General features: G+C 51.5%; 13 protein-coding genes. All 13 read right to left on the reverse strand.

Features of this window, described 5'->3' with window-relative positions:
- Positions 1-61 precede the first annotated feature (61 nt).
- A complete protein-coding gene (gene rpoC, locus WH279_RS00155; protein WP_200644089.1) occupies positions 62-4,285 on the reverse strand; it encodes a DNA-directed RNA polymerase subunit beta' in 4,224 nt (1,407 codons plus the stop codon).
- An 85-nt stretch (positions 4,286-4,370) separates the two neighbouring features.
- Positions 4,371-8,399, reverse strand: a complete 4,029-nt coding sequence (rpoB, locus tag WH279_RS00160) for a DNA-directed RNA polymerase subunit beta (protein ID WP_133847000.1) — start codon at positions 8,397-8,399, stop codon at positions 4,371-4,373.
- 325 nt (positions 8,400-8,724) lie between these two features.
- Positions 8,725-9,090, reverse strand: coding sequence for a 50S ribosomal protein L7/L12 (rplL, locus tag WH279_RS00165; RefSeq protein ID WP_048914311.1), 366 nt, complete (start codon positions 9,088-9,090; stop codon positions 8,725-8,727).
- A gap of 67 nt (positions 9,091-9,157) precedes the next feature.
- Positions 9,158-9,661 carry a 50S ribosomal protein L10 gene (gene rplJ / locus WH279_RS00170; RefSeq protein WP_133847001.1) on the reverse strand — a complete coding sequence of 168 codons (504 nt, stop codon included), beginning with the start codon at positions 9,659-9,661 and terminating at the stop codon, positions 9,158-9,160.
- Between the two features lie 332 nt (positions 9,662-9,993).
- Entirely contained in the window at positions 9,994-10,698 is a 705-nt protein-coding gene (rplA, locus tag WH279_RS00175; protein ID WP_227535276.1) for a 50S ribosomal protein L1, read from the reverse strand.
- A gap of 3 nt (positions 10,699-10,701) precedes the next feature.
- Positions 10,702-11,130, reverse strand: coding sequence for a 50S ribosomal protein L11 (rplK, locus tag WH279_RS00180; RefSeq protein WP_062749165.1), 429 nt, complete (start codon positions 11,128-11,130; stop codon positions 10,702-10,704).
- Between the two features lie 198 nt (positions 11,131-11,328).
- Complete coding sequence (nusG, locus tag WH279_RS00185) at positions 11,329-11,874, reverse strand: transcription termination/antitermination protein NusG (protein ID WP_062749168.1); 546 nt, start codon at positions 11,872-11,874, stop codon at positions 11,329-11,331.
- Between the two features lies 1 nt (position 11,875).
- Complete coding sequence (gene secE, locus WH279_RS00190; protein ID WP_339454502.1) at positions 11,876-12,259, reverse strand: preprotein translocase subunit SecE; 384 nt, start codon at positions 12,257-12,259, stop codon at positions 11,876-11,878.
- Between the two features lie 270 nt (positions 12,260-12,529).
- Positions 12,530-13,714: an elongation factor Tu gene (gene tuf / locus WH279_RS00195; protein ID WP_167864269.1), complete on the reverse strand. Its 1,185-nt coding sequence runs from the start codon at positions 13,712-13,714 to the stop codon at positions 12,530-12,532.
- A 68-nt stretch (positions 13,715-13,782) separates the two neighbouring features.
- Positions 13,783-15,897, reverse strand: coding sequence for an elongation factor G (gene fusA, locus WH279_RS00200; RefSeq protein WP_133846701.1), 2,115 nt, complete (start codon positions 15,895-15,897; stop codon positions 13,783-13,785).
- A gap of 93 nt (positions 15,898-15,990) precedes the next feature.
- On the reverse strand, positions 15,991-16,461 hold the full coding sequence (rpsG, locus tag WH279_RS00205; RefSeq protein WP_200644195.1) for a 30S ribosomal protein S7: 471 nt from the start codon (positions 16,459-16,461) through the stop codon (positions 15,991-15,993).
- Positions 16,462-16,557: 96 nt separating this feature from the next.
- Complete coding sequence (gene rpsL / locus WH279_RS00210) at positions 16,558-16,932, reverse strand: 30S ribosomal protein S12 (RefSeq protein WP_003852912.1); 375 nt, start codon at positions 16,930-16,932, stop codon at positions 16,558-16,560.
- A 125-nt stretch (positions 16,933-17,057) separates the two neighbouring features.
- Positions 17,058-17,345, reverse strand: coding sequence for a sulfurtransferase complex subunit TusB (gene tusB / locus WH279_RS00215; protein WP_200644196.1), 288 nt, complete (start codon positions 17,343-17,345; stop codon positions 17,058-17,060).
- Between the last annotated feature and the right edge of the window lie 8 nt (positions 17,346-17,353).

The raw sequence follows: 17,353 nt of genomic DNA on the forward strand, positions 1-17,353 counted from the left end.
TTTAGTCGAAAAAAAACCTCGCCGAAGCGAGGTTTTTTATTATGCCACAGGCCGTTGACGATTAATCGTCGTTACCGCCCAGGTTTCCTGCGTTAAGCAGTTCAGCCAGGCTGGCAGAGGCTTCATCGGCAGTGACTACTGGCACGATTGGCGCTTCGCCCGCGGCTTTACGACGCATACGATCCTGATGATACGCGTAACCGGTACCGGCTGGGATCAGTCGGCCAACGATAACGTTCTCTTTCAGGCCGCGCAGTTCGTCGCGTTTGCCCGCAACGGCTGCTTCGGTCAGTACGCGCGTGGTTTCCTGGAACGAGGCCGCAGAGATGAACGACTCAGTTGCCAGGGAAGCTTTGGTGATACCCAGCAGGTCGCGTGCAAATGTTGCAGCGATTTTGCCGTTAGCTTCCAGATCGCGGTTAGCGATCTTAACGCGAGAGAACTCAACCTGCTCACCGTCGAGGAAGTCAGTGCCTCCAGCGCTGGCGATGGTCGCTTTACGCAGCATCTGACGAACGATGACTTCGATGTGCTTATCGTTAATCTTAACGCCTTGCAGGCGGTAAACTTCCTGCACTTCGTTAGTGATGTAACGGGTCACCGCATGCACGCCACGCAGACGCAGAATGTCATGTGGAGACTCTGGGCCATCGGAAACCACGTCACCACGCTCTACGCGTTCACCTTCGAACACGTTCAGCTGACGCCATTTCGGAATCATCTCTTCGTAATGATCGCTACCGTCGATCGGCGTGATCACCAGACGACGCTTCCCTTTGGTTTCTTTACCGAAGGAAATGATGCCGCTGATCTCAGCCAGGATTGCCGGCTCTTTCGGACGACGGGCTTCGAACAAGTCAGCAACGCGTGGCAGACCACCGGTGATGTCCTTGGTACCGCCAGATTCCTGAGGCACACGCGCCAGGGTGTCACCAGAACTGATCTTGATGCCATCTTCCAGTTGGACGATTGCTTTACCCGGTAAGAAGTACTGGGCAGGCATATCAGAGCCAGGGATCATGACGTCATTGCCGTTAGCATCAACGATTTTCAGCGCTGGACGCAGATCTTTACCACCGGCAGTACGTTCCGCACTGTCCAGGATCACCAGAGAAGAAAGACCGGTAAGGTCGTCCGTCTGGCGGGTAATGGTCTGACCGTCAATCATGTCGGTGAAGCGAATGAAACCGCTCACTTCGGTGATGACCGGCATGGTGTGCGGATCCCAGTTTGCTACGGTCTCGCCCGCTGCAACCTGCTCGCCGTCACCTTTCGCCATGGTTGAACCGTAAGGAACTTTATAGCTCTCTTTGGTACGACCAAATTCGTCGATCATTTTCAGTTCAACGTTACGCGAGGTGATCACCAGCTTGCCAGCGGAGTTCGTTACCGACTTGGCGTTGATCAGTTTCAGCGTACCTTTGTTCTTCACCTGAATGCTGGATTCAGCAGCCGCACGAGATGCCGCACCACCGATGTGGAAGGTACGCATCGTCAGCTGTGTACCTGGCTCACCGATGGACTGTGCTGCGATAACGCCGATGGCCTCACCTTTGTTGATGATGTGACCACGTGCCAGGTCGCGACCATAGCAGTGAGCACACACACCGAAGTCAGTTTCGCAGCTTACTACGGAACGCACTTTCAGGCTGTCAACAGAGTGTTCTTCCAACAGGTCACACTGCTGTTCGTGCAGCAGGGTGTTACGCGGCAGAAGGATGTCAGCCGTACCCGGCTTGATCACGTCTTCTGCGGTCACACGGCCCAGTACGCGCTCACGCAGTGGCTCTTTCACGTCGCCACCTTCGATGACCGGGGTCATCATGATGCCTTCGTGCGTACCACAGTCATCTTCAGTCACTACCAGGTCCTGCGCAACGTCAACCAGACGACGCGTCAGGTAACCGGAGTTAGCTGTTTTCAGTGCGGTATCCGCAAGACCTTTACGCGCACCGTGCGTGGAGATGAAGTACTGGAGTACGTTCAGACCTTCACGGAAGTTCGCGGTAATTGGCGTCTCGATGATGGAACCATCTGGTTTCGCCATCAGACCACGCATACCGGCCAGCTGACGAATCTGTGCTGCAGAACCACGCGCACCAGAGTCGGCCATCATAAAGATGCTGTTGAAGGAAACCTGACGCTCTTCCACACCATCGCGGTTGATCACGAGTTCGGTAGAGAGGTTTTCCATCATCGCTTTAGCAACGCGCTCGTTGGCCGCAGCCCAGATATCGATCACTTTGTTATAGCGTTCGCCAGCGGTAACCAGACCAGACTGGAACTGCTGCTGAATCTCAGCCACTTCCGCTTCCGCTTCGGTGATGATTTCCACTTTCTTCTCTGGGATAACCATGTCGTCGATACCCACAGACGCACCTGAACGTGCCGCATAGGCAAAGCCGGTGTACATAGTCTGGTCAGCAAAGATAACGGTCGGCTTCAGACCCAGGATGCGGTAACAGGTGTTCAGCATCTTGGAGATCGCTTTCTTACCCAATGCCTGGTTGACGATGGAGTAAGGCAGACCTTTTGGTACGATCATCCACAGGATGGCGCGACCAATGGTAGTGTCGATGATGCTGGTCTTAGCCACCCATTCATCCTGCTCGTTTTTCTCGTGTTCGGTGATACGCACCTTAACGCGAGCGTGCAGAGACGCATGGCCAGAGCGGTAAACACGCTCGGCTTCTTTCGGGCCAGTCAGTACCATGCCTTCGCCTTTGGCGTTAACACAGTCACGGGTCATGTAGTACAGACCCAGTACAACGTCCTGAGAAGGAACGATGATTGGCTCGCCGTTCGCAGGTGACAGGATGTTGTTGGTAGACATCATCAACGCACGCGCTTCCAACTGAGCTTCCAGCGTCAGCGGTACGTGTACTGCCATCTGGTCACCATCGAAGTCGGCGTTGTATGCCGCACAGACCAGCGGGTGCAGCTGAATCGCTTTACCTTCGATCAGTACTGGCTCAAACGCCTGGATGCCCAGACGGTGCAGAGTGGGTGCACGGTTCAGCAGGACCGGGTGTTCGCGGATCACTTCATCCAGGATATCCCAGACGACGGACTCTTCGCGCTCAACCATTTTCTTAGCGGCTTTGATGGTGGTAGCAAGACCACGCAGTTCCAGCTTGCCGTAGATAAACGGTTTGAACAGCTCCAGTGCCATTTTCTTCGGCAGACCACACTGATGCAGACGCAGGTATGGACCTACGGTGATAACCGAACGACCAGAGTAGTCGACACGTTTACCCAGCAAGTTCTGACGGAAACGACCCTGCTTACCTTTGATCATATCGGCCAAAGATTTCAGAGGGCGCTTGTTAGAACCGGTGATCGCACGACCGCGACGGCCGTTATCCAGCAACGCATCGACCGCTTCCTGCAACATACGTTTTTCGTTACGTACGATGATATCTGGCGCAGCCAGATCCAGCAGGCGTTTCAGACGGTTGTTACGGTTAATCACGCGACGATACAGATCGTTCAGATCCGACGTAGCGAAACGACCGCCGTCCAGCGGTACCAGAGGACGCAGGTCCGGTGGCAGAACAGGCAGCACGGTCAGGATCATCCACTCTGGTTTGTTACCAGACTGTACGAACGCTTCCAGCAGCTTGATGCGCTTGGTCAGTTTTTTACGCTTGGTTTCGGAGTTCGTTTCGTTCAACTCTTCGCGCAGAGTTTCACACTCTTGTTCCAGGTCCATGTTTTTCAACAGAGCCTGGATCGCTTCCGCACCCATTTTAGCGTCGAATTCGTCACCAAACTCTTCCAGCGCGTCAAGATACTGCTCTTCAGTCAGAATCTGGCGCTTTTCGAGGTTGGTCATGCCGCCTTCAATCACTACGTAAGATTCGAAGTAAAGAACACGTTCGATATCACGCAGTGGCATATCCAGCAGTAAACCGATGCGTGAAGGCAGCGATTTCAGGAACCAGATGTGCGCAGTTGGAGAAGCCAGCTCAATGTGGCCCATGCGCTCACGGCGAACTTTGGTCTGTGTAACTTCAACGCCACACTTCTCACAGATCACACCGCGATGTTTCAAGCGCTTGTACTTACCGCACAGGCACTCGTAGTCTTTTACTGGCCCGAAAATACGCGCACAGAAAAGCCCGTCACGTTCAGGTTTGAACGTACGGTAGTTGATGGTTTCCGGCTTTTTAACTTCGCCAAAAGACCATGAACGGATCATATCTGGCGATGCCAGAGCGATCTTGATCGCATCAAACTCTTCGGTCTTAGTTTGCGCTTTCAGAAACTTAAGTAAGTCTTTCACGGATTAGCTCCCGTCGGAGTGAGACTTCTCAGAGACGCCCGGAGTGACCCGGGCGCCCTGTAACCAGTACAGCAGATGCGAGTTATTACTCGTCTTCCAGCTCGATGTTAATACCCAGCGAGCGGATCTCTTTCAACAGTACGTTGAAGGATTCCGGCATGCCCGGTTCCATCTGATGATTGCCGTCAACGATGTTTTTATACATCTTGGTACGGCCGTTCACGTCATCAGACTTCACGGTCAGCATTTCCTGCAGGGTATAAGCGGCACCGTATGCTTCCAGTGCCCATACTTCCATCTCACCGAAGCGCTGACCACCGAACTGCGCCTTACCACCCAACGGCTGCTGAGTAACGAGGCTGTAAGAACCGGTAGAACGCGCATGCATTTTGTCATCAACCAGGTGGTTCAGCTTCAGCATGTACATGTAGCCAACGGTAACCTGACGTTCGAACTGCTCACCGGTACGACCATCAAACAGCGTAATCTGACCAGAAGAAGGCAGGCCGCCGAGCTGTAACAGCTCTTTGATTTCGCTTTCTTTCGCGCCGTCAAACACCGGTGTTGCGATTGGCATACCTTTTTTCAGGTTCTCTGCCAGACGCAGCACTTCGTCGTCGGTGAACGTGTTCAGGTCAACTTTCTGGCGCAGATCGCTGCCCAGATCGTAAGCACGCTGAATAAACTCACGCAGCTTGGACACTTCTTCCTGCTTCTTAAGCATAGCGTTAATTTTCTCGCCAATGCCTTTCGCAGCCATACCCAGGTGGGTTTCAAGAATCTGACCAATGTTCATACGTGATGGAACGCCCAGCGGGTTCAGAACGATGTCGACCGGCGTACCGAACTCATCGTATGGCATATCTTCGATCGGGTTGATCTTGGAGATAACACCTTTGTTCCCGTGACGACCTGCCATTTTGTCACCAGGCTGGATCTGACGTTTAACGGCCAGATACACTTTAACGATTTTCAGCACGCCAGGTGCCAGGTCATCGCCCTGAGTGATTTTGCGGCGCTTGGCTTCAAGTTTTTTCTCAAACTCGTGCTTCAGCTCGTCGTACTGCTCGGCCAACTGTTCCAGCTGGTTTTGTTTTTCTTCGTCGGTCAGGCCCAGTTCCAGCCAGCGCTCGCGTGGCAGCTTGTCCAGTTTTTCCGCTTCAACACCGCCAGCAACCAGCAGGTAGTTAATACGGCTGAACAGGCCAGCTTCGAGGATCTGCAGTTCTTCAGACAGGTCTTTCTTCGCCTGCTTCAGCTGCATCTCTTCGATTTCCAGCGCACGTTTGTCTTTTTCCACGCCATCGCGGGTGAAGACCTGAACGTCGATGATGGTGCCAGACACGCCATTCGGTACACGCAGAGAAGAATCTTTAACGTCAGACGCTTTCTCACCGAAGATTGCACGCAGCAGTTTCTCTTCTGGCGTCAGCTGGGTTTCACCTTTCGGCGTTACCTTACCCACCAGAATATCACCGCCAGTCACTTCCGCACCGATGTACACGATACCGGACTCATCCAGTTTAGAGAGCGCAGCTTCACCCACGTTAGGGATGTCGGCAGTGATCTCTTCTGGCCCCAGCTTGGTGTCGCGAGACACACATGCCAGTTCCTGGATGTGGATAGTGGTGAAGCGATCTTCCTGTACCACACGCTCGGAGACTAAGATGGAGTCTTCGAAGTTGTAGCCGTTCCACGGCATGAACGCGACGCGCATGTTCTGACCCAGTGCCAGTTCGCCGAGGTCGGTTGAAGGACCATCAGCCAGCACATCACCACGTTCAATCGGTTCACCCAGGTTCACGCAAGGCATCTGGTTGATGCAGGTGTTCTGGTTAGAACGGGTGTATTTGGTCAGGTTGTAAATGTCGATACCGGCTTCGCCAGAATGCATTTCGTCTTCGTTAACTTTAATAACGATACGTGATGCATCCACGTACTGAACCGTACCACCACGTTTCGCTACGGCAGTAACACCGGAGTCGACCGCTACCGCGCGTTCCATACCGGTACCAACCAGCGGCTTATCAGCACGCAGAGTTGGAACCGCCTGACGTTGCATGTTTGCACCCATCAATGCGCGGTTGGCGTCATCGTGCTCCAGGAACGGGATCAGTGACGCACCGACGGAAACCACCTGCTGGGTGGAAACGTCCATGTAGTCAACCTGGTCACGGTTGAAGAGGCTCGATTCGCCTTTGCTACGGCAGGTCACCAGATCGTCTACGAAGTGACCTTCGTCGTCGAGGTTGGTGTTCGCCTGAGCGATAACGTAGTTACCCTCTTCAATAGCAGAGAGGTAATGAATTTCGTCGGTCACCACGCCTTCGCGAACGCGACGGTATGGGGTTTCCAGGAAACCATACTCATTGGTCTGTGCATAAACAGACAAGGAGTTGATCAGACCGATGTTTGGACCTTCCGGCGTTTCGATTGGACATACGCGACCGTAGTGAGTCGGGTGTACGTCTCGAACTTCGAAGCCTGCACGCTCACGCGTCAGACCGCCCGGGCCCAGTGCAGAAATACGACGCTTATGCGTGATCTCCGACAACGGGTTGTTCTGGTCCATAAACTGTGACAGCTGGCTGGAACCGAAGAACTCTTTCACTGCCGCTGAAATTGGCTTGGCGTTGATCATGTCCTGTGGCATCAGGGTATCAAGATCGCCCAGGGACAGACGCTCTTTCACCGCACGCTCTACGCGCACGAGGCCAACACGGAACTGGTTTTCAGCCATTTCGCCGACGGAACGAATACGACGGTTGCCGAGGTGGTCGATATCATCCACTTCACCAATGCCGTTACGGATACCGATGAGCTTCTTCATCACCTGAATGATGTCGTCTTTACTCAGGATACCGGAACCTTCGATCTCGTCACGCAGCAGAGAACGGTTGAACTTCATACGACCAACCGCAGACAAATCGTAGCGGTCTTCAGAGAAGAACAGGTTCTCGAACAGGTTTTCAGCCGCTTCACGCGTTGGTGGCTCACCAGGACGCATCATGCGGTAGATCTCAACCAGCGCGCTAAGGCGGTCGCTGGTTGGGTCGACACGTACAGTCTCAGACATGTACGCACCGTGGTCCAGGTCGTTGGTGAACAGTGTTTCGATGCGCTTGTGACCGGACTGGCTCAGTTTGGCCAGCAGATCCAGTGACAACTCCATGTTCGCCGCGATCAGCAGTTCACCAGTGCTCTCATCGATATAGTCTTTAGCAACGACTTTACCGGCAATGTACTCAACCGGAACTTCGATGTGTGCAATGGCATCTTTCTCAAGCTGACGAATATGGCGCGCAGTAATACGACGACCTTTTTCGACATAAACGGTGCCGTTCGATTCAATATCGAATGACGCAGTTTCACCACGCAGGCGCTCTGGGACCAGCTCCATCTGCAGCTTGTTGTCGCGAATTTCATACACTACTTTTTCGAAGAACAGATCCAGGATCTGCTGGGTAGTGTAATTCAGCGCGCGCAGAATGATGGTCGCAGGCAGTTTACGGCGACGGTCAATACGGACGAACAGGTTGTCTTTCGGGTCGAACTCGAAGTCCAACCATGAACCGCGGTAAGGAATAATACGTGCGTTATACAGCACTTTACCCGATGAGTGGGTTTTACCCTTATCGCTGTCGAAGAAGACACCAGGACTACGGTGGAGCTGAGAAACGATAACACGCTCAGTACCGTTGATCACAAAGGTACCGTTATCGGTCATGAGTGGAATTTCACCCATGTAAACTTCTTGTTCTTTGATGTCTTTAACGGTGCCTTCCGGCGCTTCGCGCTCGTAGATCACCAGGCGCAGTTTTACGCGCAGAGGTGCAGAGTACGTGACACCACGAATCTGACACTCTTTAACATCAAATACAGGTTCGCCTAAACGGTAGCTGACGTACTGCAGCTCAGAATTACCGCTATAGCTTTGGATTGGAAATACGGAACGGAATGCTGCTTCCAGACCATATTGACCTTCCGGATCTTGCTCGATGAACTTCTGAAACGAGTCAAGCTGGATAGAAAGGAGATATGGAATGTCCAGAACTTGTGGACGCTTTCCAAAATCCTTACGAATACGTTTTTTCTCGGTATAGGAGTAAACCATAGGGTTCCTCAGCTCGCTGAAATGTAGAACCTCGCTGTCCATCCAGGAGGACAGTTCATGCAACGCTGTTTTGTGTTGTTCGAAAAGCAGAGTGCTTTTCGTAATACCTCTTTCTATCACGCTTAAATCATTTCGCTGCAAGTGTCTGAGCAGGGAACCCAGTCAGGAATGCAGTATATTAAGTCGTCGATAGAGAAAGATATTAAGCTAATCAATGACTAAACAGTGTGAAATATCATTGACGCTATAGAGCGCAAAAAGGCTGGTGACCAAAAAGTCACCAGCCATCAGCCTAAAAGACTAGGCTGCAACCTGAAAGGTTGGCTTATTTAACTTCAACTTCTGCGCCAGCTTCTTCCAGTGCTTTCTTCAGTGCTTCTGCGTCGTCTTTGCTGATGCCTTCTTTCAGGGCAGCAGGTGCAGACTCAACCAGATCTTTAGCTTCTTTCAGGCCCAGACCAGTTGCGCCACGTACTGCTTTGATCACGGCAACTTTGTTAGCGCCGATAGCTTTCAGTACAACGTCGAACTCGGTTTTTTCTTCTACAGCTTCAGCAGCAGCAGCAGGACCTGCAACAGCAGCAGCAGCTGACACGCCGAATTTCTCTTCCATAGCGGAGATCAGTTCAACGATTTCCATTACAGACAGAGCTGCAACGCCTTCAATGATTTGGTCTTTAGTGATTGACATTTCGTGTTCCTAAATTCAGAAAGTAATTTATACGTAAGCAAGTGAACGGAAAAGAAAGGCTGGCTGATTAAGCAGCAGCAGCTTCTTTCTGATCGCGTACAGCAGCCAGAGTGCGAACCAGTTTGCCAGCAGAGGCTTCTTTCATGGTTGCCATCAGGCGTGCGATTGCTTCATCGTAGGTAGGCAGAGTTGCCAGGCGGTCGATCTGAGCCGCACTGATCAGCTCGCCTTCAAAGGCTGCAGCTTTAACCTCGAATTTTGCATTCGCTTTCGCGAACTCTTTGAACAGACGAGCAGCAGCGCCCGGGTGTTCCATAGAGTATGCAATCAAGGTAGGACCGGTAAACGTGTCTTTCAGGCACTCAAACTGAGTACCTTCAACGACGCGGCGCAGCAAGGTGTTACGAACAACACGCATGTAAACGCCAGCTGCACGTCCTGCTTTACGCAGTTCGGTCATTTTATCTACGGTAACGCCACGAGAATCCGCAACTACCGCAGACAGCGCGCCTTTGGCTACTTCGCTGACTTCAGCAACAATCGCTTGTTTGTCTTGAAGATTTAAGGCCATTAGCTTGTGCTCCTGGATTTTTGGCCGGGGATGGATTTCCCCGGAACTCACTTCGCCTGAACAGTGTTGCCACAGACAGACGCTAAATCACGGTGAGCAGAATCCAGCAAAGACTATAAAAATATTCTTTTGGTTCTGTCACCGTCTACGCAGGAGATTAAGTTTCTTACGAAACACCTGCGGTCTTGGACGGAGGCCTGGATAAGGCCAGGCTCCAACCTAAAAATTCTTGGAATATGTCGCCACGAATGGCTCAATTCCGGGTTCTGTATATTTACAGAACAACGGGCGTAAGATTCTAGATGAATAATTCGCCCGCGTAAAGCACAAGATTAGCTTGCAGCAGCGTTCAGGCCAGCCTGATCAACTGCAACGCCTGCGCCCATAGTGGTGGACAGGCTAACTTTCTTGATGAAAACGCCTTTCGCCTGAGATGGTTTTGCTTTTTTCAGCGCAACCAGCAGGTGTTCCAGGTTTTCTTTCAGTTTTTCAGAATCGAAATCAACCTTACCGATAGTGGTATGGATGATACCGTTCTTGTCGTTACGGTAACGAACCTGACCTGCTTTAGCATTTTTCACTGCTTCAGCAACGTTAGGAGTTACAGTACCAACTTTCGGGTTTGGCATCAGACCGCGTGGGCCCAGAACCTGACCCAACTGGCCAACAACGCGCATTGCATCAGGAGATGCGATAACAACGTCGAAGTTCATTTCGCCTTTTTTGATCTGGTCAGCCAGATCTTCCATACCTACCAGCTCAGCGCCGGCTGCTTTAGCAGCTTCAGCGTTTGCGCCCTGGGCAAATACGGCAACGCGAACGGAACGGCCAGTACCGTGTGGCAGTACAGTTGCACCACGAACGTTCTGGTCAGATTTACGAGCATCAATGCCCAGGTTTACAGCTACGTCAACGCTTTCTACGAACTTAGCAGTAGCCAGTTCCTTCAGCAGAGCAACAGCTTCGTTGATGTCATACTGTTTAGTTGAATCAACTTTGTCACGGATCACGCGCATGCGCTTGGTCAGCTTAGCCATTTCTTAGTCCTCTACTACCAGGCCCATGGAACGAGCAGTACCTTCGATGGAGCGAGTCATCGCTTCCAGGTCAGCACCAGTCATGTCCGCAGCTTTGGTTTCTGCGATTTCACGTACCTGAGCACGCGATACTTTACCTACTTTGTCTTTGTTCGGCTTGCCAGAACCAGACTTAATACCAGCCGCTTTCTTCAGCAGTACTGCTGCAGGAGGGGTTTTGGTAACGAAGGTGAAAGAACGGTCAGAGTAAACGGTGATCACAACTGGCGTTGGAAGACCTTTCTCCAGGGATTCTGTTTTGGCGTTGAACGCTTTACAGAATTCCATGATGTTAACGCCCTGCTGGCCCAGTGCCGGACCTACCGGTGGACTTGGGTTTGCCATACCAGCTGCAACCTGCAACTTAACGTAGGCTTGTACTTTCTTAGCCATGATAATTCCTCTATTGGGTGATAACGCTCCTGAAGGAGCTCCCCGTGATTAATATTCACACGCTGAGAACAGCGCATAAAAACAAAAGGCGCGAAATTGTAGTGCAATTTCGCGCCTCTCGCAACCACTAGATCACAGTGATTGTGTATTTTTCATGCGCCCCGCAACAAAAGCAGGGGCGCCTTATAAGAAAGGTAATTAACCCTTCTCAACCTGACCGAAGTCCAGCTCAACCGGTGTTGCACGGCCAAAGATGGATACAGAAACTTTCAGGCGGCTTTTCTCATAGTCGACTTCTTCCACCACGCCATTAAAGTCAGCAAATGGACCATCGCTTACGCGTACCATTTCACCAGGCTCAAACATAGTTTTCGGACGTGGTTTATCACCCGCTTGCTGCAAGCGGTTCATGATAGCATCAACTTCTTTGTCGCTAATCGGCGCCGGGCGGTCAGAAGTACCACCAATGAAGCCCATAACACGCGGCACGCTGCGCACCAGGTGCCAGCTGGCATCATTCATCACCATTTGGACCAGCACGTAACCTGGGAAGAACTTGCGCTCGCTTTTACGACGCTGGCCACCACGGATCTCAACCACTTCTTCGGTTGGAACCATGACATCGCCAAACAGCTCTTCCATGTTGTGTAACTTGATATGCTCGCGCAGCGATTGTGCTACACGGCCTTCAAAACCGGAAAACGCCTGAACGACGTACCAGCGCTTTTTTGGAGCTTCAGACATCTCAGAACCTCAGGCCAGTGATAAACGATACCAGACGAACCAGAATTCCATCCAGTCCCCACAAAATCAGTGACATCACGGCAGTTACCGCGGCAACGATTAACGTGGTGTGCAACGTTTCCTGACGAGTAGGCCAGATGACCTTACGAACTTCAGTGCGCGCTTCACGGGCAAAAGCCAACGTTGCTTTACCTTTGGTGGTCCACAGAGCAATGCCAGCTGCTGCTACCATCAGGACCACGACAGCGAGGGCGCGCAGAGGTAATGTTACATCGCGATAATAGGAGTTACCGGCGATAGCGGCGACCAAAAGCACCACAACACCTAACCACTTCAATATTTCCAGGCCGCGCCCGTTTCCTTGAGCTTCGGTATTAGCACTCATAAACCAACCTGCCACAATAAATCAGAAACACTTTTGCCTCGTCAGACGAGGCAACCGAACCGAATGATGCTGTTAGGCGTAACTCGGCATATCCTTTAATTCCAAGCCGTAGCTTGAAAACTATTGGCTTTAACGCCGTGCTACAGAGCCTGCCTCAGCAATGATTATGGTCGAAAAAATCACTGATGAGTCAGGTTCTATGTTACAGCGTGCAAAAAGGGCATCAAATGATGCCCTTTTCCTGTGCGTTGCGTCAAATATTATCAGCGATTAAGCTATAACTTTAGCAACAACACCCGCGCCAACAGTACGACCACCTTCACGGATTGCGAAACGCAGACCGTCGTCCATTGCGATTGGGTGGATCAGGGTAACAACCATCTGAATGTTGTCGCCTGGCATGACCATCTCAACGCCTTCTGGCAGTTCGATGGTACCGGTCACGTCAGTTGTACGGAAGTAGAACTGTGGACGGTAGCCTTTGAAGAACGGAGTATGACGGCCGCCTTCATCCTTGGACAGGATGTACACTTCAGATTCGAACTTGGTGTGTGGCTTGATTGAACCTGGCTTAGCCAGAACCTGTCCACGCTGGATATCTTCGCGCTTGATACCACGCAGCAGGATACCACAGTTCTCACCCGCACGACCTTCGTCCAGCAGCTTACGGAACATTTCAACGCCGGTACAAGTTGATTTCACGGTATCTTTGATACCAACGATCTCAACTTCTTCACCCACTTTAACGATACCGCGCTCTACACGACCGGTCACAACAGTACCACGGCCGGAGATGGAGAATACGTCTTCGATTGGCAGCAGGAATGGCTTATCAATCGCACGCTCTGGTTCTGGGATGTAGTTATCCAGGTGACCAGCCAGTTCGATGATCTTAGCTTCCCACTCAGCGTCGCCCTGCAGTGCTTTCAGTGCAGAACCACGAACAACCGGGATGTCGTCGCCAGGGAAATCGTAAGCAGACAGCAGCTCACGCACTTCCATTTCAACCAGCTCCAGCAGCTCTTCGTCGTCAACCATGTCGCATTTGTTCATGAATACGATCATGAATGGAACGCCAACCTGGCGACCCAGCAGGATGTGCTCACGGGTCTGAGGCATTGGGCCGTCAGTTGCAGCAACAACCAGAATCGCGCCGTCCATCTGAGCAGCACCGGTGATCATGTTTTTCACATAGTCGGCGTGGCCTGGGCAGTCAACGTGCGCGTAGTGGCGAGTTGGGGTGTCATATTCAACGTGAGAAGTGTTGATGGTGATACCACGTGCTTTTTCTTCTGGTGCGTTATCGATCTGGTCGAATGCACGAGCAGAACCGCCGTAGGTTTTAGCCAGAACGGTGGTGATAGCTGCAGTCAGGGTAGTTTTACCGTGGTCAACGTGGCCGATAGTACCTACGTTGACGTGCGGTTTGGAACGTTCAAATTTCTCTTTAGCCACGACGATATTCCTTACTTTAATGCTCTCACCCTTTGGTGAGAGCATAGGATCAATATTTAAACTGTAGCTTATTTGCTACGAGCTTCAATTACGGCCTGAGCGACGTTGTTCGGCGCATCATCATACTTCAGGAACTCCATGGAGTACGAAGCACGGCCTTTAGTCAGAGAACGCAACTGGGTCGCGTAACCAAACATTTCAGACAGCGGAACTTCAGCATGAATCTGAACGCCAGTAGCGTTTGATTCCTGACCTTTCAGCTGGCCACGACGTCTGCTCAAGTCACCGATAACATCACCGGTGTTCTCTTCTGGAGATTCAACTTCAACCTTCATGATTGGTTCAAGCAGTACCGGCTTCGCTTTCTTAAAGCCGTCTTTGAACGCGATAGAAGCTGCCAGTTTAAACGCCAGTTCTGAGGAGTCAACGTCATGGTATGAACCAAAGTGCAGACGAACACCCAGATCTACAACCGGATAACCAGCCAGCGGGCCTGATTTCAGCTGCTCCTGGATACCTTTATCAACAGCAGGGATGTATTCACCAGGAATCACGCCGCCTTTGATATCGTTGACGAACTCGTAACCTTTAGGGTTAACGCCCGGCTCCAGTGGGTACATGTCGATAACAACATGACCGTACTGACCACGACCACCAGACTGCTTGGCGTGTTTACCTTCGATATCGGTAACTTTCGCGCGAATTGCTTCACGGTAAGCAACCTGAGGTTTACCCACGTTCGCTTCAACGTTGAATTCACGCTTCATGCGGTCAACGATGATGTCGAGGTGCAGCTCACCCATACCAGCGATGATGGTCTGGTTAGTTTCTTCATCAGTCCATACGCGGAATGATGGATCCTCTTTCGCCAGACGACCCAGAGCCAGACCCATTTTTTCCTGGTCAGCTTTGGTTTTTGGTTCAACAGCGATCGAGATTACTGGCTCAGGGAACTCCATGCGCTCCAGAATGATCACGTTGTCCGGGTCACACAGGGTGTCACCAGTGGTCACGTCTTTCAGACCGATAGCTGCAGCGATGTCGCCTGCGCGAACTTCTTTAATCTCTTCACGCTTGTTGGCGTGCATCTGTACGATACGGCCCAGACGCTCACGAGCAGATTTAACCGGGTTAAACACGGTATCGCCTGAGTTCACAACGCCAGAGTAGACGCGGAAGAAGGTCAGGTTACCCACGAATGGGTCGGTAGCGATTTTGAACGCCAGAGCAGCAAACGGTTCTTTGTCGTCTGAGTGACGAACAGCCGGAGTGTCTTTACCGTCGTCTAACATACCGTTAATAGCGGTAACGTCAGTCGGTGCTGGCAGGTATTCAACAACCGCATCCAGCATCGCCTGGACACCTTTGTTCTTAAATGCAGAACCACAGGTAACCAGAATGATTTCGCTGTTCAGTACGCGCTTACGCAGAGAAGTTTTGATCTCTTCTTCGGTCAGCTCTTCGCCACCAAAGAATTTCTCCATCAGCTCATCAGAACCTTCAGCTGCGGCTTCAACAAGCTTCGCACGCCATTCTTCAGCCAGTTCCTGCATATCAGCTGGGATCTCTTCGTAAACGAAGGTAACGCCCTGATCGGCATCGTTCCAGTTGATCGCTTTCATTTTCACCAGGTCAACAACACCGGTGAATTTCTCTTCTGCGCCGATGGCCAGCTGCAATGGCACCGGGTTTGCACCCAGACGCGCTTTCATCTGCTCAACAACTTTCAGGAAGTTAGCACCCATGCGGTCCATTTTGTTAACGAACGCAATGCGTGGAACTTTATATTTGTTAGCCTGACGCCATACGGTCTCAGACTGTGGCTGAACGCCACCAACTGCACAGTAAACCATTACTGCGCCATCAAGCACACGCATAGAACGCTCAACTTCAATGGTGAAGTCAACGTGTCCCGGGGTGTCGATGATGTTTACGTGGTGCGGCTCAAACTGCTTAGCCATACCAGACCAGAAACAGGTGGTCGCAGCGGAAGTGATGGTAATACCACGTTCCTGTTCCTGCTCCATCCAGTCCATGGTGGCTGCGCCGTCATGTACTTCACCGATTTTGTGGTTTACACCGGTGTAGAACAGAACACGTTCGGTAGTGGTCGTCTTACCGGCGTCGATGTGTGCGCTGATACCAATGTTACGGTAACGCTCAATGGGTGTTTTACGAGCCATTTGATTCCTCTGATTCTTAGACGTTCTAAGTTAAAAAAGCCCAGCAGGTGAGTCACTGGGACGCCCGCTGGGTTTATAACAACTACAGTGCTGTTACCAGCGGTAGTGAGCGAACGCCTTGTTGGCTTCGGCCATACGGTGAACGTCTTCACGTTTCTTCACTGCAGTGCCTTTGTTTTCTGCAGCATCAGAAAGTTCGTTCGCCAGGCGCAGAGCCATTGATTTATCACCGCGTTTACGAGCAGCTTCAACGATCCAACGCATTGCCAGAGCATTACGACGAACCGGACGGACTTCAACTGGTACCTGATAAGTAGAACCACCAACGCGACGGGATTTAACTTCCACGGTTGGGCGGACATTGTCCAAGGCTACTTCGAATGCTTCCAGCTCGTTTTTACCAGAACGCTGAGCCAGGGTCTCCAGCGCGTGATAAACGATAGTTTCAGCAGTAGATTTTTTACCATCTACCATCAGGATATTGACAAATTTGGCCAGCAATTCTGATCCGAACTTAGGATCTGGCAGGATTTTACGCTGACCAATGACGCGACGACGTGGCATGGAAATACTCCGTTGTTAATTCAGGATTGTCCAAAACTCTACGAGTTTATTATGACATTAAAGATAAAACGTTTGGCCTTACTTAACGGAGAACCATTAAGCCTTTGGCTTCTTCACGCCGTACTTGGAGCGAGCCTGCTTACGGTCTTTAACACCTGAGCAGTCCAGCGCGCCACGAACGGTGTGGTAACGCACACCTGGCAAGTCTTTTACACGACCGCCACGGATCAGGATCACGGAGTGTTCCTGCAGGTTATGACCTTCACCGCCGATGTAGGAGGTAACTTCAAAACCGTTGGTCAAACGAACACGACATACTTTACGCAGTGCGGAGTTCGGTTTTTTAGGGGTAGTAGTGTATACACGAGTACATACACCACGTTTCTGCGGGCAGGCTTCCAGCGCAGGCACGTTGCTCTTTGCAACTTTGCGTACGCGTGGTTTGCGAACCAGCTGGTTAACTGTTGCCATTAAATAGCTCCTGGGATTTAGCTTTGCTTCGTAAACACGTAATAAATCGCCTCGCGGAATCACGAGGCCGCAGAATTTTAGAGCTGGTCTGAAAAAGAGTCAAGAAATAACCAGGATTACCGCACTTACCAGGTCATTTGTTGCGAATGCTTGACCGCCAGGGTAACAAAACCAGTATAGCTTACTGTTGTTACCCTGGTCGAAATTTGAGCAATTAGCCCACGAGCATCCAGATCTTCCTGTAGAACGTACACAGAGATGGGGGCATTTAGCAGCGCTTCAAGGGCGGAACTGCCCTCAAGCGCGGCGATAACCCCATCCTGCAGCAGCAAAACATCATCACCGTCAGCCAGCAGACGTAGCATGGCTGACAGGTCACAGTGGAAAGGCGAGGTCATCAGGGTATGCAGCATGGTTTCCT

It is taken from the genome of Erwinia sp. MYb375 (genome assembly GCF_037479175.1).
GTDB classification, from domain to species: Bacteria; Pseudomonadota; Gammaproteobacteria; order Enterobacterales; family Enterobacteriaceae; genus Erwinia; species Erwinia rhapontici.